The sequence below is a fragment of the Bradyrhizobium sp. CAR08 genome, assembly GCF_052871955.1.
This window is the reverse complement of sequence record NZ_JBIXJX010000002.1, coordinates 103,251-123,868: the sequence shown is the minus strand read 5'-3', so window position 1 is coordinate 123,868 and position 20,618 is coordinate 103,251. Positions and strand designations below refer to the sequence as shown.

Annotated in this window: 22 protein-coding genes; 11 read left to right on the top strand and 11 right to left on the bottom strand. The window is 64.4% G+C overall.

Annotation, left to right across the window (positions count from 1 at the left end; translation table 11 throughout):
- A complete protein-coding gene (locus ACIPUD_RS04235; protein ID WP_085352740.1) occupies positions 1–264 on the bottom strand; it encodes a hypothetical protein in 264 nt (87 codons plus the stop codon).
- Positions 265–450: 186 nt separating this feature from the next.
- On the bottom strand, positions 451–1,935 hold the full coding sequence (locus tag ACIPUD_RS04230; RefSeq protein ID WP_085385795.1) for an aldehyde dehydrogenase family protein: 1,485 nt from the start codon (positions 1,933–1,935) through the stop codon (positions 451–453).
- A gap of 112 nt (positions 1,936–2,047) precedes the next feature.
- On the opposite strand from ACIPUD_RS04230, the gene ACIPUD_RS04225 reads away from it, so the two are divergent.
- The gene (locus ACIPUD_RS04225) at positions 2,048–3,130 is read left to right on the top strand and encodes a helix-turn-helix transcriptional regulator (RefSeq protein ID WP_085395855.1); all 1,083 of its coding nucleotides are present in this window, start codon (positions 2,048–2,050) and stop codon (positions 3,128–3,130) included.
- Positions 3,131–3,163: 33 nt separating this feature from the next.
- On the opposite strand, the gene ACIPUD_RS04220 is transcribed toward ACIPUD_RS04225, so the two are convergent.
- Positions 3,164–3,739, bottom strand: coding sequence for a hypothetical protein (locus ACIPUD_RS04220; protein ID WP_018459360.1), 576 nt, complete (start codon positions 3,737–3,739; stop codon positions 3,164–3,166).
- A gap of 158 nt (positions 3,740–3,897) precedes the next feature.
- Between ACIPUD_RS04220 and ACIPUD_RS04215 the strand changes: the two genes are divergently transcribed.
- Positions 3,898–4,836: a LysR family transcriptional regulator gene (locus ACIPUD_RS04215; RefSeq protein WP_247297641.1), complete on the top strand. Its 939-nt coding sequence runs from the start codon at positions 3,898–3,900 to the stop codon at positions 4,834–4,836.
- Positions 4,837–4,857: 21 nt separating this feature from the next.
- Here the strand turns inward: ACIPUD_RS04215 and ACIPUD_RS04210 are convergent, their stop codons facing one another.
- The 5 genes from ACIPUD_RS04210 to ACIPUD_RS04190 form a co-directional block, all read right to left on the bottom strand.
- The gene (locus ACIPUD_RS04210) at positions 4,858–5,442 is read right to left on the bottom strand and encodes a TIGR00645 family protein (protein ID WP_018459361.1); all 585 of its coding nucleotides are present in this window, start codon (positions 5,440–5,442) and stop codon (positions 4,858–4,860) included.
- A 33-nt stretch (positions 5,443–5,475) separates the two neighbouring features.
- The gene (locus tag ACIPUD_RS04205; RefSeq protein ID WP_446480168.1) at positions 5,476–6,111 is read right to left on the bottom strand and encodes a YjbE family putative metal transport protein; all 636 of its coding nucleotides are present in this window, start codon (positions 6,109–6,111) and stop codon (positions 5,476–5,478) included.
- The gene (locus tag ACIPUD_RS04200; protein ID WP_247391213.1) at positions 6,108–6,470 is read right to left on the bottom strand and encodes a hypothetical protein; all 363 of its coding nucleotides are present in this window, start codon (positions 6,468–6,470) and stop codon (positions 6,108–6,110) included. Before ACIPUD_RS04200 ends, ACIPUD_RS04205 begins: the two co-directional genes overlap by 4 nt.
- Positions 6,471–6,472: 2 nt before the next feature.
- A complete protein-coding gene (locus ACIPUD_RS04195; RefSeq protein WP_085352736.1) occupies positions 6,473–6,946 on the bottom strand; it encodes a tellurite resistance TerB family protein in 474 nt (157 codons plus the stop codon).
- A 436-nt stretch (positions 6,947–7,382) separates the two neighbouring features.
- Positions 7,383–7,763 (bottom strand): nuclear transport factor 2 family protein, encoded by a 381-nt coding sequence (locus ACIPUD_RS04190; RefSeq protein ID WP_247454193.1) that lies wholly within the window; start codon positions 7,761–7,763, stop codon positions 7,383–7,385.
- Positions 7,764–7,931: 168 nt separating this feature from the next.
- On the opposite strand from ACIPUD_RS04190, the gene ACIPUD_RS04185 reads away from it, so the two are divergent.
- From ACIPUD_RS04185 to ACIPUD_RS04155, 7 genes are all read left to right on the top strand, one after another.
- On the top strand, positions 7,932–9,689 hold the full coding sequence (locus tag ACIPUD_RS04185; RefSeq protein ID WP_446480167.1) for an MOSC domain-containing protein: 1,758 nt from the start codon (positions 7,932–7,934) through the stop codon (positions 9,687–9,689).
- Positions 9,690–9,704: 15 nt separating this feature from the next.
- Positions 9,705–10,301 carry a redoxin domain-containing protein gene (locus ACIPUD_RS04180; RefSeq protein ID WP_026233787.1) on the top strand — a complete coding sequence of 199 codons (597 nt, stop codon included), beginning with the start codon at positions 9,705–9,707 and terminating at the stop codon, positions 10,299–10,301.
- A gap of 50 nt (positions 10,302–10,351) precedes the next feature.
- The gene (pdxR, locus tag ACIPUD_RS04175) at positions 10,352–11,818 is read left to right on the top strand and encodes a MocR-like pyridoxine biosynthesis transcription factor PdxR (protein WP_247297645.1); all 1,467 of its coding nucleotides are present in this window, start codon (positions 10,352–10,354) and stop codon (positions 11,816–11,818) included.
- A gap of 73 nt (positions 11,819–11,891) precedes the next feature.
- On the top strand, positions 11,892–12,518 hold the full coding sequence (locus tag ACIPUD_RS04170; RefSeq protein ID WP_018459369.1) for an FMN-binding negative transcriptional regulator: 627 nt from the start codon (positions 11,892–11,894) through the stop codon (positions 12,516–12,518).
- Positions 12,519–12,610: 92 nt separating this feature from the next.
- Positions 12,611–13,438 carry a class II glutamine amidotransferase gene (locus ACIPUD_RS04165; RefSeq protein ID WP_085352733.1) on the top strand — a complete coding sequence of 276 codons (828 nt, stop codon included), beginning with the start codon at positions 12,611–12,613 and terminating at the stop codon, positions 13,436–13,438.
- A gap of 21 nt (positions 13,439–13,459) precedes the next feature.
- On the top strand, positions 13,460–14,686 hold the full coding sequence (locus tag ACIPUD_RS04160) for a carboxylate-amine ligase (protein ID WP_143273417.1): 1,227 nt from the start codon (positions 13,460–13,462) through the stop codon (positions 14,684–14,686).
- Positions 14,687–15,258: 572 nt separating this feature from the next.
- Positions 15,259–16,398 (top strand): hypothetical protein, encoded by a 1,140-nt coding sequence (locus tag ACIPUD_RS04155; RefSeq protein WP_018459373.1) that lies wholly within the window; start codon positions 15,259–15,261, stop codon positions 16,396–16,398.
- A gap of 6 nt (positions 16,399–16,404) precedes the next feature.
- Here the strand turns inward: ACIPUD_RS04155 and gor are convergent, their stop codons facing one another.
- From gor to rpiA, 3 genes are read right to left on the bottom strand one after another with little or no spacing between them, the layout of a single operon-like run.
- Positions 16,405–17,793, bottom strand: a complete 1,389-nt coding sequence (gene gor, locus ACIPUD_RS04150; RefSeq protein WP_018459374.1) for a glutathione-disulfide reductase — start codon at positions 17,791–17,793, stop codon at positions 16,405–16,407.
- 55 nt (positions 17,794–17,848) lie between these two features.
- Entirely contained in the window at positions 17,849–18,367 is a 519-nt protein-coding gene (locus ACIPUD_RS04145; protein ID WP_085352730.1) for a DUF2059 domain-containing protein, read from the bottom strand.
- A 2-nt stretch (positions 18,368–18,369) separates the two neighbouring features.
- Positions 18,370–19,083: a ribose-5-phosphate isomerase RpiA gene (rpiA, locus tag ACIPUD_RS04140; RefSeq protein ID WP_085352729.1), complete on the bottom strand. Its 714-nt coding sequence runs from the start codon at positions 19,081–19,083 to the stop codon at positions 18,370–18,372.
- 175 nt (positions 19,084–19,258) lie between these two features.
- Between rpiA and ACIPUD_RS04135 the strand changes: the two genes are divergently transcribed.
- Both ACIPUD_RS04135 and ACIPUD_RS04130 read left to right on the top strand, forming a co-directional pair.
- The gene (locus ACIPUD_RS04135; protein WP_085395850.1) at positions 19,259–19,948 is read left to right on the top strand and encodes an HAD-IA family hydrolase; all 690 of its coding nucleotides are present in this window, start codon (positions 19,259–19,261) and stop codon (positions 19,946–19,948) included.
- A 139-nt stretch (positions 19,949–20,087) separates the two neighbouring features.
- A complete protein-coding gene (locus tag ACIPUD_RS04130; protein WP_446480166.1) occupies positions 20,088–20,585 on the top strand; it encodes a hypothetical protein in 498 nt (165 codons plus the stop codon).
- The last annotated feature ends 33 nt before the right edge of the window (positions 20,586–20,618 follow it).

Here is a 20,618-nt window from a genome sequence, read left to right as displayed (position 1 = left end):
TTACCGGAGGATCGTGGTCAGCGACGAGTAGCGCTTGTTCGGCTTGGCTTCGCCCGGCGCGAATTGCGCAAACGCCTCGCTGACGCGGACCGCCGGCGGCGTATCGCCGGCGAAACGAAACTCCTTCGGCCGCGGCGCATAGAAGCTGGCGCTGTAATAAACGTCGTCGAAGCGCGCCTCGCCGATCCCGAACATTGCGTCGCACGCAAACAGAAGTGCGTAGACTCCCGCGATTGCGACGACGACCTCCCTGAGAACTGACATGCTGATGCCCCACCCTTTTGCAGGCAGGATGCACGCCGGTTCCAAAGCCGGGGTTTAAGGCCGCGCGGTTCTTGTCCGCACGGTTTGCCGCAGCTGAGCGGAATGCAGACAATTTTATCGATCTCGAAAAAGAGCCCGCCTGCACGGGTGGTCAGGCGGGCTCCAGGCTTGGCCACTCGGGAGGTATCAAACGGCCAGATTCATCCAGACCGCCTTGGGCTCGGTGAAATTGTCTAGCGCGGCGGTGCCGTGCTCGCGGCCGAGGCCGGAGTCGCGCTCGCCGCCCCAGGGCAGCCGCACGTCGGTATAGCCATAGGTGTTCATCCAGACTGTGCCCGCGCGCGCTCGCTTGGCGAAGCGCTGCAGCTTGCCGATGTCGCGGCTCCAGACGCCGGCGGCGAGACTGTAAGCCGTGCCGTTGGCAATCCGCAAAGCGTCGGCCTCGTCCTTGAACTTGATGACACTGACGACCGGGCCAAAGATCTCTTCCTGCGAGATCCGCATCTCGTGCGCGACATTCGCGAACACCGCGGGGCTGATGAAGTAGCCGCGATCGCCGACCTTCTCGCCACCGGTGACGAGGGTCGCGCCCTCCTTCCGGCCGATGTCGACATAATCGAGGACCGACTTCATCTGCTTCTCGGAGATGACGGGACCGAGCACCGTCTTGCGGTCGAGCGGGTCGCCGATCCTGAGCGACTTTGCGCGCGCCGCCAGCCGCTCGACGACCTCGTCATAGGCCTTCTCCTGCACCAGCACGCGGGAGCCGGCCGAGCAGACCTGGCCCGCATTGAAGAAGATGCCGGAAGCCGCAGCTTTCGATGCCGCTTCGAGATCGGCATCGTCGAAAATGACGTTGGCCGACTTGCCTCCCAGCTCGAGCGAGATGCGCTTGAAGTTGCTTGCGGCGCCCTTCATGATTCCCCGCCCGACACCGGGAGAGCCGGTGAAGGTGACCTTGTCGACGTCAGGGTGATTGACCAGCGCGTCGCCGACGACGCGGCCGGGGCCAGTGACGACGTTGAAGACGCCCGCCGGCAGGCCGGCTTCGAGCGCGAGCTCGGCGATGCGTAGCGCCGACAGCGAGGTCAGCTCGGCCGGCTTCATCACGATGGTGCACCCGCAGGCCAGCGCCGGCGCGAGCTTCCACATCCCGATCATCAGCGGGAAATTCCAGGGCACGATCGCCGCGACCACGCCGACCGGCTCGCGCACGGTGTAGGTCAGGGCATCATCGCGCACGGGCACGACGTCGCCGCTGATCTTGTCGGCCCAACCGGCGTAGTAGATCAGCGTGTCGACGGCGGCCGGAAAATCCTGCCGCGATGTCGCGGCGATCGGCTTGCCCGCATCGATCGACTCGAGTTCGATGATCTCCTCGGCGTGAGCCTTGAGCAGGTCTGCCCAGCGTAGCAGGATCTGGCCGCGCTCGGACGCCCGCATCGTGCGCCAGGGGCCTTCGAAGGCCCGGCGCGCGGCCGCTACTGCATGATCGACATCGGCCTCGTTGCCTTCGGCGACGATGGCGATGACCTGCCCGGTGGCCGGATTGAGCGAGTTGAATGTGCGACCGGAGCTCGCCGGGACGCGGCGACCGTCGATCAGCAGATGCTGCGGCCGGGACATGAACTCGGTGGCCGGCGAGTGTGCAAAGTCATATGCAACAGACATCATATTCCTCCAGTTCTGGTATACCAGACTAGGCGCCTGTGGACGGGAGTAAATATGATATGGATTGCAAATGGACGGCGGTCATATGAAATGTAGTTCATAGGGAGGACCAATGCTTCAGATCGAGATCGAGGCCGTCTGGCGGTTTCGCCGGGAGGGCAATCCGCGCACCGCCGTCATCATGCTTGGCGTCCTCAACGAGATCAGGAGAACCGGGAAGATCACCAGCGCGGCCAAGGATGCGCACCTCTCCTATCGCCATGTCTGGAATCTGATCGAGCAATGGTCGGAGTTCTTCGGCACGCCGCTGGTGGAAACCCAGCGCGGCAAGGGCTCGAAACTCACGCCGTTCGGCGAGCGGCTGGTGTGGGCGGGCGAGCGCATGCAGGCCCGGCTCGGACCTCAGCTTGAGAATCTGGCACAGGAGCTGGCGAGCGAGATCAAGCCGTTCCTCGAGCAGCGCCCGTCGGTGATCCGCGTGCATGCCAGCCACGGTTTTGCGGTCGCAAAACTGCGCGAATTCCTCGACCGCGAGCCCGGCATCGGCGTCGATCTGCGCTATGTCAGCAACCAGCATTCGCTGGTCTCGCTGGCGCAGGGCGCCTGCGATCTCTCCGGCCTGCATCTGCCGCACGGCGCGCTACGGGCTCAGGGCATCAAGGCTGCGCGCGAATGGCTCGATCCGCGCGAGGATCGCATCATCAGCTTCGTCACACGCGAAATGGGATTGATGGTCGCGCGCGGCAATCCGCTGCGCATCGCTTCGCTCGATGATCTCACCGGACCAAAAGTCCGCTTCGTCAACCGCGACCACGATTCCGGCACGCGGCTTCTGTTCGACCAACTGCTTGCGGCAAACGGCATCGACGAGAGCAGGATCAACGGCGCGCAGCAGATCGAATTCACCCACGCCGCGGTCGCAGCCTATGTCGCGAGCGGCATGGCTGATGCGAGCTTCGGCGTCGAAGCCGCCGCCCGGCATTTCGGCCTCGATTTCATCCGGCTCCTGACCGAGGATTATTTCTTCGTCTGCAAGCGCGCGTTCCTGGACACCGGGCCGATGCAGCGCATCCTGGAGATCATCCGCAGCGCCGATTTTCGCGCAGCCATCGCCACCCTGCCCGGTTATGTGCCGTCGGATACGGGCACCGTCACCGGCGTGAAGGCATTTCTGGAGATGCACGCCGTGCGATGATGCCGGAGGATGCCATCGCCTTGTCCGCGCCGGTCAGATCGCCGGCTCGCCCTTGAGCGCCGACGTGACCCGCTCGCCCTGCGCGGTCAGCCGGTACGTCACCAGCGGACGGCTCGACGGCGGCTTTCGCGCGAGCTCGACGATGTAGCCGCGCACCATCAGGGCTTCGAAACTGCCGTAATAGCCGAACATGCTGATCTGGTTCTGCCTGAGCAGCTTGAACTCGCGCAAGAGCCGTATCTCGTTGCCCGACAGCAGCGACCGGCGCACGCGCTGAACGAACCGCGCGCGCTGCTCGAACCAGTTTTTATCCGGCAGTTCGTGCGAGGCTGGTGCGGGGGCCCGTTCGCAGGGACGCGCGTCCTGCGCAATCTCGACCATCACCTGCGGCAGGCACGGCATGCTGCTGGCGACAACCGCGTCCTTCGCAACGTCGAGCAACGCGAGCGGCCAGCGCCGCTTGTTGTCCACCATGACCGGCGGTGGCACGACGCTGTCGCGCACCAGCTGCTCGAAGCGTCCGGCGGTCACGCCGACATAGGCCGCCGCGCGACGGCGATCGACCAGACGCGTGTCCGGCGCGACCTCGCAAACAATGTTCTCGTCCACCCGGGATCCCCTGGCGCCTCGTTGCGCATGGCATGACGGCCCGACAGGACCGGCCAAGCCGGCGGCGAACCTAGGTGGGAGGAGCGCACTCGAAAAGCACAGAATTTCGTACACGTTGATGCCGTTTCGGCAACGGCTATAGTCCGGCCGGGGGTCCCATGCGATTTCACTCACCAGCCATCCAGTACTTCCACGCCGTCCGCCGCACCGGCTCGATCCGGGCCGCTGCGCGCATGCTGAACGTTGCCTCGTCGGCCGTAAGCCGCCAGATTCTCAAGCTTGAACAAGAGGTTGGGTCACCCTTGTTCGAGCGCAATGCGCGCGGCCTGACGCTGACGACGGTCGGGGAGATGTTGGCCCGGCACGTCATGAACGTGCTCCAGGACCTCGACCGCTTCCGCTCGGACGTCGCGTCCCTGTCCGGGACGTGGCACGGCACTGTCAGCATTGCCTGCATCGAGTCGCTCACGGAGTCGGTGCTGCCGGACCTGATCGCCGCCCATCGTGGCCGCGCCCGGCGCGTCAGCTTCACCACCGAGGTGAAGGGATCGTCGGATGTGCTGGAGGCCTTGAGCCGCGGCGAGGCCGACATCGGCATCGCCATGGCGCTGCGCCATCCGCCGGATCTGCGCCAGGTCGCCTTGAAACGGTTTCGCCTCGGCGCGGTCGTGGCGTGCGATCATCCACTGGCGCGCGGCAAGACGGTCACGCTAACCCAATGTCTCGCCTTTCCCGTCATCCATGCGCTGCCGGAGCTGTCGATCTACCATCTGCTGCAGCCGCTGATCGCGCAGCTGTCCGAGACGCCGGAGCCGGCCATCCAGGCCAACTCGATCGACCTGATGCGCGAACTCGCCGCGCGCGGCGTCGGCGTCGCCTTCCAGACCCAGCTCGGCATCGACCGACTATCGCGCGACAGCCGGCTCGTCTTCCTGCCGCTCGACAACGCCGGCAGTCCGGTGTGGTCAGATCTCGGCATCTACGTTCGCGCCGAGCGCACCCTGCCCGCCCACACGGAATCCTTCCTCCAGGAGCTGGTGCGCGAATTGGGCGAGCGCGAGCGGCGGGAAAACGCGGCGCATCCGCAGATCGCCTGATCAAACGCCGACGTCTGACGCTCAGCCGTGGCCGGCTCCCTTGCGCTGGCCGCTATCGCCGAGGCGGTCGACCCAGGCGATGCCGATCGCGGAGATGATGAAGGTCAGGTGGATCAGCACCTGCCACATCACGCCGCTCTCGGTGAAATTGCTCCGCGTCGTGCCGAGATTGCCCGCCTCGATGAAGGTCCTGAGCAGCGAGATCGAGGAGATGCCGATGATCGCCATCGCAAGCTTGATCTTGAGCACGCTGGCATTGACGTGGCTGAGCCATTCCGGCTCGTCCGGATGACCGCTGAGGTTCAGGCGCGAGACGAAGGTCTCGTAACCGCCGACGATCACCATCACCAGCAGGTTCGAGATCATCACGACGTCGATCAGCCCGAGCACGACCAGCATGATCTGCTGCTCGCTGGCGTCGAACGAGTGCACGACCAGGTGCCAGAGCTCCTTCAGGAACAGCAGCACATAGACGGCCTGCGCGACGATGAGGCCGACATAAAGCGGGACCTGCAGCCAGCGCGAGCCAAAGATGAGTTGGGCAAACGGGCCGATTTGCGGCGCCGGCACGGAATCCGCCGAAGGTGCTTTGGGTTCGGACGTCATTGATCACTCCGGATGATGGACAGGCGCGTTGCCTCAGAGACTCGCGATCACAGGCGCGAGCTCGAGCGATCCGCGATAGATCATCTCGAAGGCGACGTAAACGATGATGGCGAGGCCGACATAGCCGATCCAGCGCTGCTTCTGGAGCACGCGGCCGAGCAAATCGGCGGCGACGCCCATCAACGCGACCGACAATAGCAGGCCGAAAGCGAGGATGTAGGGATGCTCGCGCGCAGCGCCCGCGACCGCGAGCACGTTGTCGAGCGACATCGAGACGTCGGCGGCGACGATCTGCACCGCCGCCTGCCTGAAGGTCTTTCGGGACGCAGGCGCAGCGCTGCTGCCGCCATGGCTGAACGCGAGCTCGTTCGCATGCGCGGACTGCTCGCGCAGCTCCCGCCACATCTTCCAGCACACCCAGAGCAGCAGCACGCCGCCGGCGAGCAATAGCCCGATCACTTGCAGAAGCTGGGTCGCGACGCCGGCAAAGACGATGCGCAGGGCGGTGGCGGCGATGATGCCGACGACGATGGCGCGCCGGCGCTGCTCGGCCGCGAGGCCGGCTGCGGCAAGGCCGATGACGACGGCGTTGTCGCCGGCGAGCACGAGGTCGATCAGGACGACCTGAAGCAGCGCGGTCAGCGCTTCGGTGGTGATGAATTCAGTCATGATTGGTCATTTTTCGGTGCGGACGGATCGAGCCAGTGCGGCTTCTTCCGCTCGACCCAATCCAGAACCTTGGCGCGCGCGGAGCGCAGCGCGGGCACGTCTTCCGCGAGCAAAGCGAGGCCGAGCGGTAGCATCCAGACACCGAGCACCGGCAGGAAGGAGAGCACGCCGCCGACAATCAGCAGCGCACCCGAAGGGATTCTCACCCAGCGGCTGGATGGCTTGAGCAGATAGGTGACGGTGTCGCCCATGCGCGGCGGCAGGCGACGGACAAGCTTGTCGAGGCGCGGGTCGCCGCCAGCCATCTGGCCGCTAGCGCCCGCAGTCCCTGTCTTATCCTCGTCCGAAACTACGCTCATGCTTACTCCTCGGCGGCGATGCGGTGTTCGGCGCGCACTGCACCCGGCGTCACCTGCTTTGCGCGCGGCAGCACCAGCGTCAGCAGGCGCAACAGCTTGATCGCCTGCACTTCGTGGGGATGCACGTCCTCGTCTGCGGCCGCGACGCGCTCCGACAGTTCCATCAAATGAGCCGACAGCGGCAGGTCTGAAACCGGACGCAAATTCTCGATCACCACATTGGCGAAATCCGGCTCCTCGAGTCGTTCAGCAAGCTCGTCGAACATCGCGTAGAGCCGGTCGTCCGAGATATGCGGCGCCAGCTTGCGATCCCGGATGAACCGGACGACCTCGTCGCGTTCGACCGGCGAAACTTGCCGGTCGGCGACGGCAACCAGCGCGCCGACGATCACCAGTGCCACCGCAGCCTGCTCGTTCAGGCTGGACGGCTCGGTGATCTCGATTTCGATCGGATTTGAATGCTTGGCGTCGGACATCGTTGCTCCCTTATCTTGCGAAAGACCGCACGGAGCTGCGATGGGGACGATTCGGTCGGAGAGACTCTCAAGAAGGCCCGACGATCGGCCGATCCATCGCATTCGCGCGGGACAGGTCATCCGACATCACGAGGTTTTGCCGACAGCGTCGACTTCCTCGCCAGAGGGGCCCGGATTCTTGTTCGTTTCACACATAAAGATGGGGCTGTCGGAATCAAGACGACGCGACTGCGACCAGCCGCCGCATCGGGTTCCGTGTTGCCACATTGGCTAAGCAGTTCTGCGCGCTCCGCACCTGCGATCATGTCTTTTACTGTCATCGCCCGCGCAGGCGGGCGATCCAGTACTCCGAGACGCCCGTAGTTTGTCGAGAAGCCGCAGCGTACTGGATTCCCCGCCTGCGCGGGGAATGACAGCGGAGTGCGGAGCACTCAGCCTACCCCACCCGCTCGACAAGATGCGACCGCGAGGGCGACGGCTCGAACCTGTCGCCGAAATATTGAGTCTCGTGCGCCACGAGGCCGTCGCGGAATTCCATGATGCTCACTACGTAAGACGGCACCCCGTCATAGGTCAGCACGAATTCGCTCACCCAGAGATCGTTACTGCCGACGATCCGCCGAACCGTGAAGCGCTTCTTGTTCGGCTGCACGAACCGGCTCTCTTGAATCTTCCTGCGACCGCGAATGCGCTCGCCGGACTGCGGATAGTCGAGCACCGCGTCCTCGCGATAGATGTCGTGCTCGGCCTCGAAATCGTTCGCATCCGAAGCATCCCAATGGCGCTGGAGCGCGGCCAGCTTGCCCTGATCATCCATCGTGATCTCCCGTTGTACCGACTGCGTTTACGTTACGCATTTCAAATTGGCCTCAGGGCCGCCGGTGGCAAGGCTTGCTCGCAACGTCTAACAACGACTAACGAGCCAAAAACCCCATCCGGATGCAAGGATGACGGCAGAACCACGCAGCCAGATCGGGAACACGGAATGGCACGTCTGCTTTCGGTCAATGTCGGCCTGCCGCGCGACGTCGCTTGGCAGGGTCGGACCGTCCACACCGGCATCTGGAAGGCACAGGTCACAGGCCCGCGCAGGGTGCGCCGGCTCAACATCGATGGCGACGGCCAGGGCGATACGGCCGGTCATGGCGGCGAACATCGTGCCGTATTCGTCTATCAGGATGAATCCTATCGGTACTGGCAGGAGCATCCGGGTCGATCCAACCTCGTTCATGGCCAGTTCGGCGAGAACTTTACGGTCGAGGGCCTCGCCGACACCAACGTGTGCATCGGAGACCGCTACAGGATCGGCTCCGCGGTGTTCGAAGTGACGCAGCCGCGCGTCACCTGCTACCGTCTCGGCATTCGCATGGACGAGCCGGACATGGCCGCGCTGCTCGTCAGGCACGGGCGGCCCGGATTTTATTTCCGTGTGATCGAGGAAGGCGACGTCGAAGCCGGTGACGAGATCACACAGATCGCTGTGGGACCCGAGCGCATGAGCGTGTTCGAGATCAATGCGCTGCTTTACCTGCCGCCTCATCCGCGCGAACGCCTGGAGCGCGCGCTGCGGATTCCCGCGCTGAGCCGCGGCTGGCGCCGTTCTTTCGAGGCGCTGCTCGAGCAGCAGAAGGACAACAAGACCGCGGGAAACGCCGGGCTTGGGCCGGCGGCGAGCCCAGCTCCGGCCTGGCGCGGATTCCGCTCCTTTCGCGTGGCGCGAAAGATCGCCGAAAGCGGCAACGTGACGTCGCTGATCCTCGAACCCGCCGACGGACATCCCGTGGCGACCGCCCTGCCCGGTCAATTCGTCGTCATCAAGCTCGAGCCCTCCGGTGCGCAGGCGATGACACGCAGCTATTCGCTGTCGGGCGGCGCCGATGCCGCGTCCTATCGCGTCAGCATCAAGCGCGAAGTTCACGGCGCCGCCAGCCGTTACATTGCCGACGAGCTGCTGGCCGGCGCTGCCGTGCAACTAGGTGCGCCACGCGGCAGTTTCACGCTCCGGCAAGATGCACGCCCCGTCATCCTGTTGAGCGCCGGCATCGGCGTCACCCCTTTGCTCGCAATGCTTCACGCGCTCGCCGCCGAAGCGACGACGCGGGACGTGTGGTGGCTGCACGGCGCTCGCAATGGCCGCGAACATGCGTTCGCCGCCGAGGCGCGCGAATTGCTAGGTGGGCTCTCTCGTCACCATAGCCACGTCTGCTACAGCGCGCCTGACCCGGACGATCGTCTCAATGTGGCGTTCGACACAGCCGGACATCTCGACGCATGCCTGCTCCAGACCCTGAGCGTGCCGCGTGACGGCGATTTCTATCTGTGCGGACCGGCAGGTTTCATGAACGATCTGAAAGCTGGCCTCACCACGTTGGGCGTCGCACCGGATCGCATCCACACCGAATTGTTCGGCGCCGGACCGTCCTTGACGCCCGGCATAGCGTCCTCCCCGCAGAAGCGGGCGCACCCGCCGATCGGTGCCCCCGGCCCCGGCCCGATGGTTTCGTTCGCCCGGAGTGGCCTCAATGTCCGCTGGGGACCATCCTATGCCAGCCTGCTGGAATTGGCCGAGGCGTGCGACGTCCCCGTGCGCTGGTCGTGCCGGACCGGCGTCTGCCACAATTGCGAGAGCGGGTTGATCGCGGGGACGGTTGACTATGCGCCGGATCCGCTCGATCCGCCGGCGGACGGCAATGTCCTGATCTGCTGCTCACGACCCCGAAACGACGTCGTGGTTGATCTGTAAAAGTGGGAGAGCGCAATGCGACCTGACATGATGCCGGGAGTAACCTTCCCGGATTACGAACTCAGCGACCACACCGGCAAGCACCGGAAGCTCTCCGAACTGCAGGCGGGCGATCCAATGGTGCTCGTGCTCGGCCGCGGCGGATTTTGTCCCAAGGATCGTCGCCAGGCCGAAGGCTTGCTGCAACTCCATCGCGAGATGGAGGTGGGCTATTGCCGGATGGTCACGATCACGACCGACAACATCACCCAGACCAGCGAATATCGCAGCGGCGTCGGAGCGCACTGGCCCTTTCTCTCGGATTCGCGGCGCCTCGTTCAGAAAGATCTCGACATCGCCGAATACACCGACCCCGTCCACAATCCGATGATTCCGCACGTGATCGTGCTCGAGCCCGGCCTCGTCATTCACAAGATCTACAACGGCTACTGGTTCTTCGGCCGTCCAACCGTCGAAGAGCTCCGCCAGGACCTCAGGGCAGTCGGCATGAAGTGCCGGCCGGATTGGGACATCGCGGCGCCCGGCCTCAGGGCACTGTGGGACCAGGGCCGCAGGGAGCATTTTCATCCCTACGGCAAGGCTTACGTCGAAACTCTCGGCGAACGGGATTAGAACCACATTCCGACATCGTCCGCTCGGGCGAATGCCGGTTCGGAATGTGGATGATCCAGATGAAGACCAATCCCGCGCCCCGTGCCGACCGCATGGGCGCGCGCCAGATCTACGAAGTCCTGCGGGATCAGATCATGGCACGGGTGTACGGGATCGACGGGGTGCTGCCGTCCTCCCGCGCGCTGGCCGGTGAGATGGGCGTGGCGCGCTCGACCGTCACGATCGCCTACGAACAGCTCGCCGCCGAAGGCTTCATCGAAACACGCCATGGCGCGCGACCGCGCGTGGCTCGCGCCGTCGTCGAGCGAGGACGCACGCGCGTAGTGTCGCGGCCGTCGGCGCGGAAGGTGCGGCTGTCGGCCTTCGGGAACCGGTTGCTTCAAGACCCGCCGCGCTGGTCCGAGCCGCCGCGCGGGCTGGTCGCGAACTTCCGCTATGGCGAGCTCGCGCCGTCGGATTTCCCGGTACTGGCATGGAAAAAGGCCGTGACCGCTGCGATGGCGCGCAAGCCCGAGCGGCTGGCCTATGACGATCCCTGCGGGGCGCTGCGGCTGCGGACCGCGCTTCAAGGCTATCTCTGGCGGTCGCGTAGCGTCCGCTGCGAGGTCGATCAGATCGTCGTCGTCAACGGCTCGCAGCAGGGCCTCGACATCTGCGCGCGCCTGCTGCTCGATGCCGGCGACCGCTTCGTGATGGAGGATCCCGGCTACCAGATGGCGCGGCATACTTTCGCAGCGACGGGCGCCGAGACGATCCCGATTCCCGTCGACGTGGATGGACTGGAGACAGCGCGGCTCGATGGCGTCGAAGCCCGCCTCGCCTATGTCACGCCGTCGCACCAATATCCGCTCGGCGGCGTCATGCCGATCGGCCGCCGGCACCAATTGCTCGCCTGGGCCAGGGCAAACGACGCCTACGTGATCGAGGACGATTACGACAGCGAGTATCGCTACGATACCAAGCCAATCCCGCCGCTGCACGCGCTGGAAGGCGGCGGCAATGTGATCTATCTCGGCACCGTCTCCAAGACGCTCTCGCCGACCTTGCGGATCGGCTTTCTGGTGGTGCCCTCCGCCCTGCGATCCCTGATCGCCGCCGCCAAGCAGATCATGGACCGGCACACGCCGCTGATCGAACAGGACGCTCTCGCGTCGATGCTGGAAAGCGGCGCCTATGACGGCCACATCAGGCGCGTGCGCCGGCGCAACGCCGAACGCCAGCGGGCGCTGCTCGACGCGCTTCGCCGCAGGTTCGGGGACCGCGTCCGGATCGAGGGCACGGCCGCCGGCCTGCACATCGTGGCGTGGTTCGACGACCTGCCGCAGAAGCGAGAGGACGCGTTGATCAAGGCGGCCCGTGCAAAGGGCGTCGGCATCTATTCCGTCTCTGCGCTGTTCGTCGGACCTCGCCGACCGCGGAAGACGGTCGGCCTCGTCATGGGCTATTCGGCATTGGAGGTGGCACAGATCGAGCGCGGCTGCAGGCTTCTCGCACAAGCCGTCGCCGAACTGGACTGATCAAATAGACGATAACTGGCAGTTTCTTACAGGCCAGATTCCGGCTATCTCCAGAGCAACACCGGAGATAGACATGTACATCCCTCCCGCCTTCAAGGACGACATCGAGAGCATCCGAGCGACCATTCGCGGCGCCCGCCTCGCCAGCCTGGTCACGGCCACCAGCGAAGGCCCCGTCGCCACGCCGCTGCCGCTGCTTCTCGACGAGAGCGAAGGCGAACATGGCGTGCTGTACGGACATGTGGCGAAAGCCAACCCGCAATGGAAACTGCCGCCGATCGGAGATGCGCTGGCGATCTTCAGCGGTCCCGACGCCTATGTGACGCCGTCCTGGTACGCGACCAAGCAGGAAACCGAAAAGGTCGTGCCGACCTGGAACTACGTCGCGGTGCATGCCTACGGCCCGGTCGAATTCTTCCAGGAGCCCGAGCGCCTGCTCGACGCCGTGACGCGGCTCACGAATAGGCATGAAGGATCGCGTGCAAAGCCGTGGGCCGTTACCGATGCCCCCGAAGATTTCATCGCAACTCAGCTGCGCGGAATCGTCGGCGTGCGCATTCCCGTCGTGCGGTTCGAAGGCAAGCGCAAGATGAGCCAGAACCGTCCCGAGGCTGACCGTGTCGGCGTCGCGCAAGGTCTCGCAGCGAGCGAGAACGCTGGTGATCGCGAGGTTGCGCCATTGATTCCGGTTCCGGTTTAGTGGCCACTTGGTTCCCGACACTCGCTGTCGGGAACCATCGTCCTGTCAGGTTCGTTGATACATTTCAGCAAGCATCTCCTGACGGAATTCCTATGTGCCGCTGGATCGCATACCGGGGCGAGACCACGTCCTTCGAGCCCTATGTCACCGAGCCCGAGCATTCGCTCATCGCGCAAAGCATCCGCTCGCTCCAGTCGACGGCGGGCTCGAATGGCGACGGCTTTGGTCTCGGCTGGTACGGTGAGCATCCGGAGCCTGGTCTTTATCGTGAAACACGCCCCGCTTGGTCGGACGAAAATCTCCGCTACCTCTGCCGCCATTTGCGCTCGCATCTGTTCTTCGCCCATGTGCGCGCCGCCACCGGCACGGCAGTGACGCGGCAGAACTGCCATCCCTTTGCCTGCGGCCAGTGGATGTTCATGCACAATGGTTTCGTCGGCAGCTGGAATCGCCTACGGCGCAAGGTCGAGGCGCTGATCCCCGATGCCTACTACCCCTCGCGGACAGGCACGACCGATTCGGAAGCCGTGTTTCTCGCCATGATGGGCGCGGGTCTCGACGCCGATCCGCTCGGCGCAACGCATCGCGTGCTGCGAGCCCTCGTCGGCCTCGTCAACGAAGGCGAGCTTCGTGAGCGGCTACGCTTCACCAGCGCCCTCGCCAACGGCCGGGATCTCTATGCCTTCCGGGTTGCGGTCAACGATGCCGCCAACACGCTCTATTTCCGCGAGGCTGGCGGCCAAGTCATCGTCGTCTCCGAGCCGTTCGACAAGGAAACAGACTGGACGGAAGTGCCCGCGAATCACGCGCTGGTCGCACGTGCGTCCGAGAGCGCGAAAATTGTTCCGTTCGATCTTGCAATTTCCAGTGAGGTCGACGCGGAACCCGCTCCTGCCAGAAGGATTATCGCCCGCGGGTAAATACCTTGGCCGGGTGGCACGATGACATTGGCGTCAGACGTCTTGAAACTGCTGCGGCTCGATTCCTCCGAGGACAGGCAGCACCTCGTCATTCGCTCGGCCGGCGGACGCGGCAAGGCTGCGGAATACTCGTTCGGTATCGAGGAGGAATACTTCCTCGCCGATCGCCGCAGCCTGGAGGTCGCGATCCAGACCCCGAATGAGCTATTCGAATCTGCGAATTGGTCGACAGGCGGCCAGGCGATGCGGGAGATGTTACAGTCGCAGCTCGAGGTCGCCACCAACGTGCATGTCGACGTCGCCGACGCGCGCGAAGAGCTTCGCTTCCTGCGTCGCGAAGTCGCAAACGTCGCGGCACAATACGGCTTCGTGATCATGGCCTGCGGCACGCACCCGACCGCGGTCTGGCGCATGTCGCAGCCGAGCCCGAAGCCACGCTACGAGGAGATGATTGAGGATCTGCGCAGCATCGGCCACCGCAACCTGATGTGCGGCATGCACGTGCACGTCCAGTTGCCCGATCCCGAAAAGCGCATGGCGGTGATGCGAGCGATGCAGCCGCATCTGCCCTTGTTCATCGCCCTGTCGGCCTCCTCCCCGTTCTGGAATTCACACAAGACCGGACTGAAGGGCTATCGGCTCGCCGCCTATTCCGAGCTGCCGCGCACTGGCCTGCCCGAATTATTCGAGAGCCGGCAGGATTACGACGAATATGTCGGCGCGTTGCAGCGCTCGGGCGTCATCCCCGATGAAAGTCACATCTGGTGGGCCATGCGCCCCTCGATGAAGCACCCGACCCTCGAGCTGCGTGCGCCCGATACCTGCACCTTCGTCGACGACGCCGTTGCCATTGCCTCGCTCTATCGCTGCCTGACCCGCTATCTCTACCTGCGACCTCATCTCTCGAAAGAGGTCACCGCGGTCGAACGCGCAATTGCGGTGGAAAACAAATGGCGCGCCCAGCGCTACGGCACCGATTGCATCTTTGCCTCCAAGGACGGGCCGGTCGAGATCTCCGAGCTGCTCTCCCGTGTGATCGAGCACATCGCCGAAGACGCCGCCGCGCTGAACTGCATGGCCGAGGTCGAACACTGTCGCACCATCGTCGAACGCGGCAGCTCGGCCGAATTCCAGCTTCGCGCCTTCCGCGACAATGCGGAAGACATCGCCGCCGTGTCGCGCTGGATCGCAGACGCGACGATCTCGGGCACGAGCACCCCCGCCGCAGGCGTTCCCGCGCCTTCATAGCGCCCGCGCAAGCTTCGGGAGCAACAATGTCGGTCCTGAATGCGTAAGGTCGCGGAGAGAACGATGAATCACGTCAAATGTTGCGCTGGCTGTGGCCATGGCCTCATTCCGATGCTCTCGGCCAAAGGGCGCGCGGAGCTCAGCTGCCTCTGGTGCGAGCTCATCGAGGCGCGTGCAGTGGACATGGCGAAGTGGGCTGACAGCCCGTACGGCAAGCCCGAGCGGACCGTCCGTCGAGCTTTCGAATGAACGGCTTCAGCCACCCGGCCGCCGACTTCTCCTGATCGGCGCAGCTGCGCATCCGCGCCAGAATGCCGCCAAATTAGACAAGACACGTCTCGTCACCAGGATTGCAGACTGGGCGAACATGGCCATGCAGGCTGGTCAAGCGCGTCATCTAACCTCAAGTGCAACCTCGATTTTTCATCGCGTGGCGGCGAGTCGCAAAGCCTTGCGTGCCGCGCACCGCCTCGACTGGCCTAAAATTCGCAAGGCAGCATCAGGCCTGATCCCCTGCTCTCAGCAAGATGCGTGCGCCGAGACAGGGTGAGCGGGCCAGATCGGAGAATTCCATGAACGTGCATGCCACCGGCGATCTCAAATTCACCGGCCTCACCCGCCCGGACGGCGCGCCCCTTCGCCTCAACGATCAGGAGTTCGTGGCGATCGATCGCGACCGGAATGCGAAGTTCGAGGCAACGTACCGGCCGCAGGCCCTCTACAATCGCGCCAACGAGGGTTTCCACGCCAACAACGAAACCTTCCTGCTGCACGAGGTCGCGACCAATCTGCCGATCTATCTGCCCGACACCGGCCCTACCGACTTCCATCTTCATCTGCCGCCGGGCGGCTTTCAGCTCGTGCTGGTCACGTCGGGCGCGTTCACGTTCGACTATGACGGGCGCTTCTATAATGTCGGCCCCGGCGCGGTGATGCTGCAAAGCGCGATCGTGCACCGACAGCTGTTCTACACCTGGTCGGGACTGTCGACCGAAGAGAATCTGAAGACGCCGCAGACGGTGGTGCCGGATCCAATCTCGATGGGCTATTCGGGCAAATTCCTCGAAGCCTTCATCACTGACCCGACGACGTTTCCAAACCCGACCATCGTCGGTCCGGACCAGATCAACGAAGCCGAGACGCCGCGGGTGGCATGGAGCCACTCTCTGCATGATCGCCCGGTCGATGCAGGCTTCTGGCTCCAGGACCCCTTGGCGCTGGATGCGCTGTTCAAGCCGCTCACCGACAGCCCGATCAAATCGGCCATGCCGGTTTACGTGCGCGATATCGGGATCGAGGCTCCGAGCGGTCACCTCGTCGCCGGCCACATCATCGCAACCGATCCGCGCGGCCAATCGCTCTTGTCCAAGAGCACGTCGTCAGCGGCGGACACCACATGTTTCGCCAAGGGCGAGGTCGTGATCTACCGCGTGATCCGCGGCACGGCCGAATTCAGGAACAAGACTGGCGAGACCTTTGAGCTCGCGGCCGGCGATGTGGTGACGGCGGGCAAGAACGCCACAAGCCTCGTCGGTGTTGGTGAGAACACGCAGGTCCTTCGGCTCGGCCTTCTCAAGGGCATGAACGACCTCCGCAGCTGGACGCCGACGCAACGCGACGAGATCGACGGCCTCGCCGGTCAGATCATCACGCAGAAGGACATCCGTCCGCTGCGCACCGAGGGCAAGCCGGTCGGATACCTGTACGGCTGAGCGGAGTTACTCCGCCGCTTGGCGGACGTGGCGGGCGGTCGGGGTGCGCATGGTGACGAGCTCTTCGGACGCGGTCGGATGCAGCGCGATCGTCGCGTCGAAATCGGCCTTGGTCGCCTTCATCTTCACCGCAATCGCGACTGCCTGCGTGATCTCGGCTGCGGCATCGCCGACGATGTGACAGCCGAGCACACGGTCGGTTGAACCATCGACGACGAGCTTCATCAGCACGCGGGTATCGCGGCCCGACATCGTCGCCTTGATGGGCCGGAACGTGGTCTTGTAAATGTCGATATGGCTGAATTGCGCGCGGGCTTCCGTCTCGGTCAGGCCGACGGTGCCGACCTCCGGCTGCGAGAACACGGCGGTCGGGATGTTGGCGTGATCGACCTGCACCTCGCGCTTGCCGAACACGCTGTCGGCGAAAGCATGGCCCTCGCGGATCGCGACCGGCGTCAGGTTGAAGCGATGGGTGACGTCGCCGATCGCGTAGATGCTGTCGACCGAGCTCTTGGAGAAATGGTCGACCGCGATGCCGCCGTTCCGCGGGTTGATGGCGACGCCGGCCTTCTCCAGGCCGAGATTGGCGACCGCGGGATGGCGGCCGATCGCGAACATCACCTGGTCGGAGGCAAGGCTCGATCCGTTCGACAGATGCGTGGTGAATTCCTCGCCGTGCCGATCGACCTTCGTCACCGTGCAGCCGGTCAGGATGGTGATGCCCTGCTTCTCCATCTCGGCGCGGACATGGGCGCGAACATCCTCGTCGAAGCCGCGAAGAATGTTGTCGCCGCGATAGATGACTGTGACGTCGGAGCCGAAGCCGGCGAAGATGCCGGCGAACTCCAGCGCGATGTAGCCGCCGCCCTGGATCACGATCCGCTTCGGCAGCTTGGCCAGGTGAAACGCCTCGTTGGAGGAGATCACGTGCTCGATGCCGGGAATCGGAGCGCCGTGATTGGGCGCGCCGCCGGTGGCGATCAAAATGTATTTTGCAGTGATCTTCCGGTCGTTCTCGAGCAGGCGGACGGTGTGCTTGTCCTCGATCACCGCGCGGCTCTTGACGATTTGCGCGCCCGACTTCTCGACATTGGCGGTGTAAGCCGCCTCCAGACGCGCGATCTCCTTGTCCTTGTTGGCGATCAGCGTCGGCCAGTCGAAGGTCGCAGACGGAACGGTCCAGCCAAAGCCGGCGGCGTCCTCGATCTCATGGCGGAAATGCGAGCCGATGACGAACAGCTTCTTCGGCACACAGCCGCGGATCACGCAGGTCCCGCCCATGCGGTACTCTTCCGCGATCATGACGCGGGCGCCGTAGCCGGCCGCGATGCGGGCGGCGCGCACGCCGCCCGAACCGCCACCGATGACAAAGAGGTCGACGTCGAATTCAGCCATTGTCCACTCCGACCTCTTTCAGAACATGATCCGGATTCCGATCAGATAGGGACTGTCAGATCTCCTTGCCACGCTTGCGCATCTCGGCGCGGAAGGCACCCATCACGGTCTCGGAGAAGTTCTGAGCCCAGGAGTTCATGAAGGCCATGCTCAGCCCGATCGCGCGCGGCTCGGCTTCGATCAGCTTCTTGCCCAGCGGCGACTTGTAGAAGGTGACGAGATCCTTCAGCTCCTGCTCGGTGAACTCGCTGGCATAGACCTGCGCCATGCCTTCTCCGATCTCCTTTTCGCGGCCTGCCAGCTGCTGGTTGACGACCCCGGCGACCTCGGTGAGATCCTTCTGATAGTTGAGGTTCTGCTGGATCAGCGCGATCCTGGTCTTATCGACCAGGCCGGGCACGGCGTTGGCATACATCGCACTGGCGTTCTTGATCGCGAGGATCTCCTTGGCGGCCGCGATGGCCGTCGGCGACGATTTCGGCGGAGCCGCCTGCTGGGCCCCGGCCGGGGCGACCGAGAGGGCCAGTCCCACAGCGAGGGTCGCGACCGGCAACAATTTCAAAACGCTCTTCATTCCTAGTCTCCTTTCGGCTTTCGCCGTTCAATCACGCGAATTCCCTCGCCACCCGCCAAGACAGCCGAGCTGGCCAAGCCGATGAACAAACCATGCTCGACGACGCCGGGGATCGCGCTCAACGCCGTGGCGAGGCGGGCGGGATCCTCAATCTTTTCGAGCTGGGCATCGAGGATCCAGTGGCCGCCATCGGTGACGAAAACGTGGCCGTCCTTGCCGTTGCGGACCGCCATCTGCCCGGAAACGCCGCATTCCGCAAACGCCTTCTCGATCGCGCGACGCGTTGCGCCGAGCCCGAACGGGATGACTTCGACCGGCAGCGGAAAGCCGCCGAGTGTCGGCACCCATTTGGTGTCGTCGGCAATCACGATCATGCGATCCGAGGCGGCCGCCACGATTTTCTCGCGCAACAGCGCGCCGCCGCCGCCCTTGATCAGATTGAGTTCGGGATCGATCTCGTCGGCGCCGTCGACGGTGATGTCGAGATGATCGATCTCATCCAGCGTGGTCAGCGGCACGCCGCAGCGGATTGCATCGAGACGCGTCGCCTCGGAGGTCGGCACGCCGATCACTTTCAGTCCGGCGCGGACCCGCTCGCCGAGCAGCTCGACGAAATGTTTGGCAGTCGAGCCGGTCCCAAGCCCGAGCTGCATGCCGTCTCGGACGTCCTCGAGGGCGCGCGCCGCTGCCTGCCGCTTCAACTGGTCCATGTTCACGTTGCGCCGTCCCTGAATTACGAGTGTGCTGCCTCATAGGCTCGCGGCGGCCTGTGTAGCCTCGTTTTCCCTCGGAGAACAGGGTCTGGGGGAACCGGCCTCCGGACCCACCTTATAAGGTGATCTTATGGCTTCGGCCCTTGCGCGGGCGGGGCCGGGCCGGTAGCGCTGGACCATGACCCCCTCCCACACCATCGTCTTCGATCTCGACGGCACGCTTGTGGATACGGCGCCCGACCTGATCACGGCGCTCAATTACGTGCTCGACCGCGAAGGGCTGCCGCCCGTGCCGATGGCCTCGGCCCGCAACATGATCGGCGCCGGCGCCCGCAAGCTGATCGAGCGGGGGCTGGAGGCCGAGGGCCGCAGCGTCACGGTTGCCGACATGGACCGGATGACGGCCGATTTCATCGCCTATTACGCCGACAATATCGCCGTCGAATCCAGGCCGTTCGAGGGGCTGGAGGCCGCGCTCGACCAATTTGCGGTCCAAGGCCATCGTCTCGCGGTCTGCACCAACAAGCTGGAATGGTTGTCGAAGCGCCTGCTGGATCAGCTCGACCTGAGCCGGCGCTTCGCCGCGATCTGCGGCGCTGACACTTTTGGCGTCCAGAAGCCCGATCCGACCATTTTCCGGGAAACGGTGGCGCGGGCCGGCGGCGAGGTCAAAGCGAGCATCATGGTCGGCGATGCCGGACCCGATGTCGGCGTGGCCCGGCGCGCCGGAGTTCCCGTGATCGGGGTCAGCTTCGGCTATACGGACGTGCCGATCGCCGAGCTGAAGCCGGACCGGCTGATCCATCACATGCGCGACCTGCCGGCCGCCGCCAGCAGCCTGATGACTGCGCAGGAAACTCTCAAGTAGCTGAAATAGTTTGATTATTCCGCAGAATCCCGCATTAACCATCTGCTAACTATGCGCGGCCCGCCGGTTGCTCGCTGGAAACGACGCTCCTAAGTTCGCGTGGAGTGTGGCGGTTCGTCGCAGCAAAAGTGGATGGTCCATGCGTCGTGTCATCTCGTTTGCGTTAGCTGGAGTAAGCGTCATCGGGGCGACAAGTCTTGCCGGCTGCTCCTCAATGTCTTCGACTTCCTGGGACATGTTCAAGTCGGCCCCGCCGATCGTCCAGGTCCGGCTCGAATCCAATCCCCCGGGCGCTGACGCCACGACCTCGCTCGGACAGGGCTGCAAGACCCCCTGCTCCGTGTCGGTTCCCGCCCCCGACGCCCCCTTCACGGTCGCTTTCGCGCTGCCGAAATACCAGCCAGTAAGCGTGCCGGTGAACGTCATCAGGAATCCCGGTGACTTCACGACCCCCGCCTCGATCACCACCGACCCCAACCCGGTTTTCGCGGAGCTCCAGCCGGCCGTTCCGCCAAGACCGGTCCGCAAGCCGCACCGCCCGAAGAAACCGAAACCGGCGGCGGCCGCGGTCGCCCCGGCTGCTGCCGCACCGGCTGCGGGCTCGCCTTTCCCCGATCCGAACGCGGGCAAGCGCTGACCTCCGTCATCCCCCATTTGTCTCTGACGCATT

Bases quoted from the DNA above. Each gene is read 5' to 3' on its own strand.
- ACIPUD_RS04235 (WP_085352740.1), bottom strand. From the start codon at position 264: ATGTCAGTTCTCAGGGAGGTCGTCGTCGCAATCGCGGGAGTCTACGCA.
- ACIPUD_RS04230 (WP_085385795.1), bottom strand. From the start codon at position 1,935: ATGTCTGTTGCATATGACTTTGCACACTCGCCGGCCACCGAGTTCATG.
- ACIPUD_RS04225 (WP_085395855.1), top strand. From the start codon at position 2,048: ATGCTTCAGATCGAGATCGAGGCCGTCTGGCGGTTTCGCCGGGAGGGC.
- ACIPUD_RS04215 (WP_247297641.1), top strand. From the start codon at position 3,898: ATGCGATTTCACTCACCAGCCATCCAGTACTTCCACGCCGTCCGCCGC.
- ACIPUD_RS04210 (WP_018459361.1), bottom strand. From the start codon at position 5,442: ATGACGTCCGAACCCAAAGCACCTTCGGCGGATTCCGTGCCGGCGCCG.
- ACIPUD_RS04205 (WP_446480168.1), bottom strand. From the start codon at position 6,111: ATGACTGAATTCATCACCACCGAAGCGCTGACCGCGCTGCTTCAGGTC.
- ACIPUD_RS04200 (WP_247391213.1), bottom strand. From the start codon at position 6,470: ATGAGCGTAGTTTCGGACGAGGATAAGACAGGGACTGCGGGCGCTAGC.
- ACIPUD_RS04195 (WP_085352736.1), bottom strand. From the start codon at position 6,946: ATGTCCGACGCCAAGCATTCAAATCCGATCGAAATCGAGATCACCGAG.
- ACIPUD_RS04190 (WP_247454193.1), bottom strand. From the start codon at position 7,763: ATGGATGATCAGGGCAAGCTGGCCGCGCTCCAGCGCCATTGGGATGCT.
- ACIPUD_RS04185 (WP_446480167.1), top strand. From the start codon at position 7,932: ATGGCACGTCTGCTTTCGGTCAATGTCGGCCTGCCGCGCGACGTCGCT.
- ACIPUD_RS04180 (WP_026233787.1), top strand. From the start codon at position 9,705: ATGCGACCTGACATGATGCCGGGAGTAACCTTCCCGGATTACGAACTC.
- pdxR (WP_247297645.1), top strand. From the start codon at position 10,352: ATGATCCAGATGAAGACCAATCCCGCGCCCCGTGCCGACCGCATGGGC.
- ACIPUD_RS04170 (WP_018459369.1), top strand. From the start codon at position 11,892: ATGTACATCCCTCCCGCCTTCAAGGACGACATCGAGAGCATCCGAGCG.
- ACIPUD_RS04165 (WP_085352733.1), top strand. From the start codon at position 12,611: ATGTGCCGCTGGATCGCATACCGGGGCGAGACCACGTCCTTCGAGCCC.
- ACIPUD_RS04160 (WP_143273417.1), top strand. From the start codon at position 13,460: ATGACATTGGCGTCAGACGTCTTGAAACTGCTGCGGCTCGATTCCTCC.
- ACIPUD_RS04155 (WP_018459373.1), top strand. From the start codon at position 15,259: ATGAACGTGCATGCCACCGGCGATCTCAAATTCACCGGCCTCACCCGC.
- gor (WP_018459374.1), bottom strand. From the start codon at position 17,793: ATGGCTGAATTCGACGTCGACCTCTTTGTCATCGGTGGCGGTTCGGGC.
- ACIPUD_RS04145 (WP_085352730.1), bottom strand. From the start codon at position 18,367: ATGAAGAGCGTTTTGAAATTGTTGCCGGTCGCGACCCTCGCTGTGGGA.
- ACIPUD_RS04135 (WP_085395850.1), top strand. From the start codon at position 19,259: ATGACCCCCTCCCACACCATCGTCTTCGATCTCGACGGCACGCTTGTG.
- ACIPUD_RS04130 (WP_446480166.1), top strand. From the start codon at position 20,088: ATGCGTCGTGTCATCTCGTTTGCGTTAGCTGGAGTAAGCGTCATCGGG.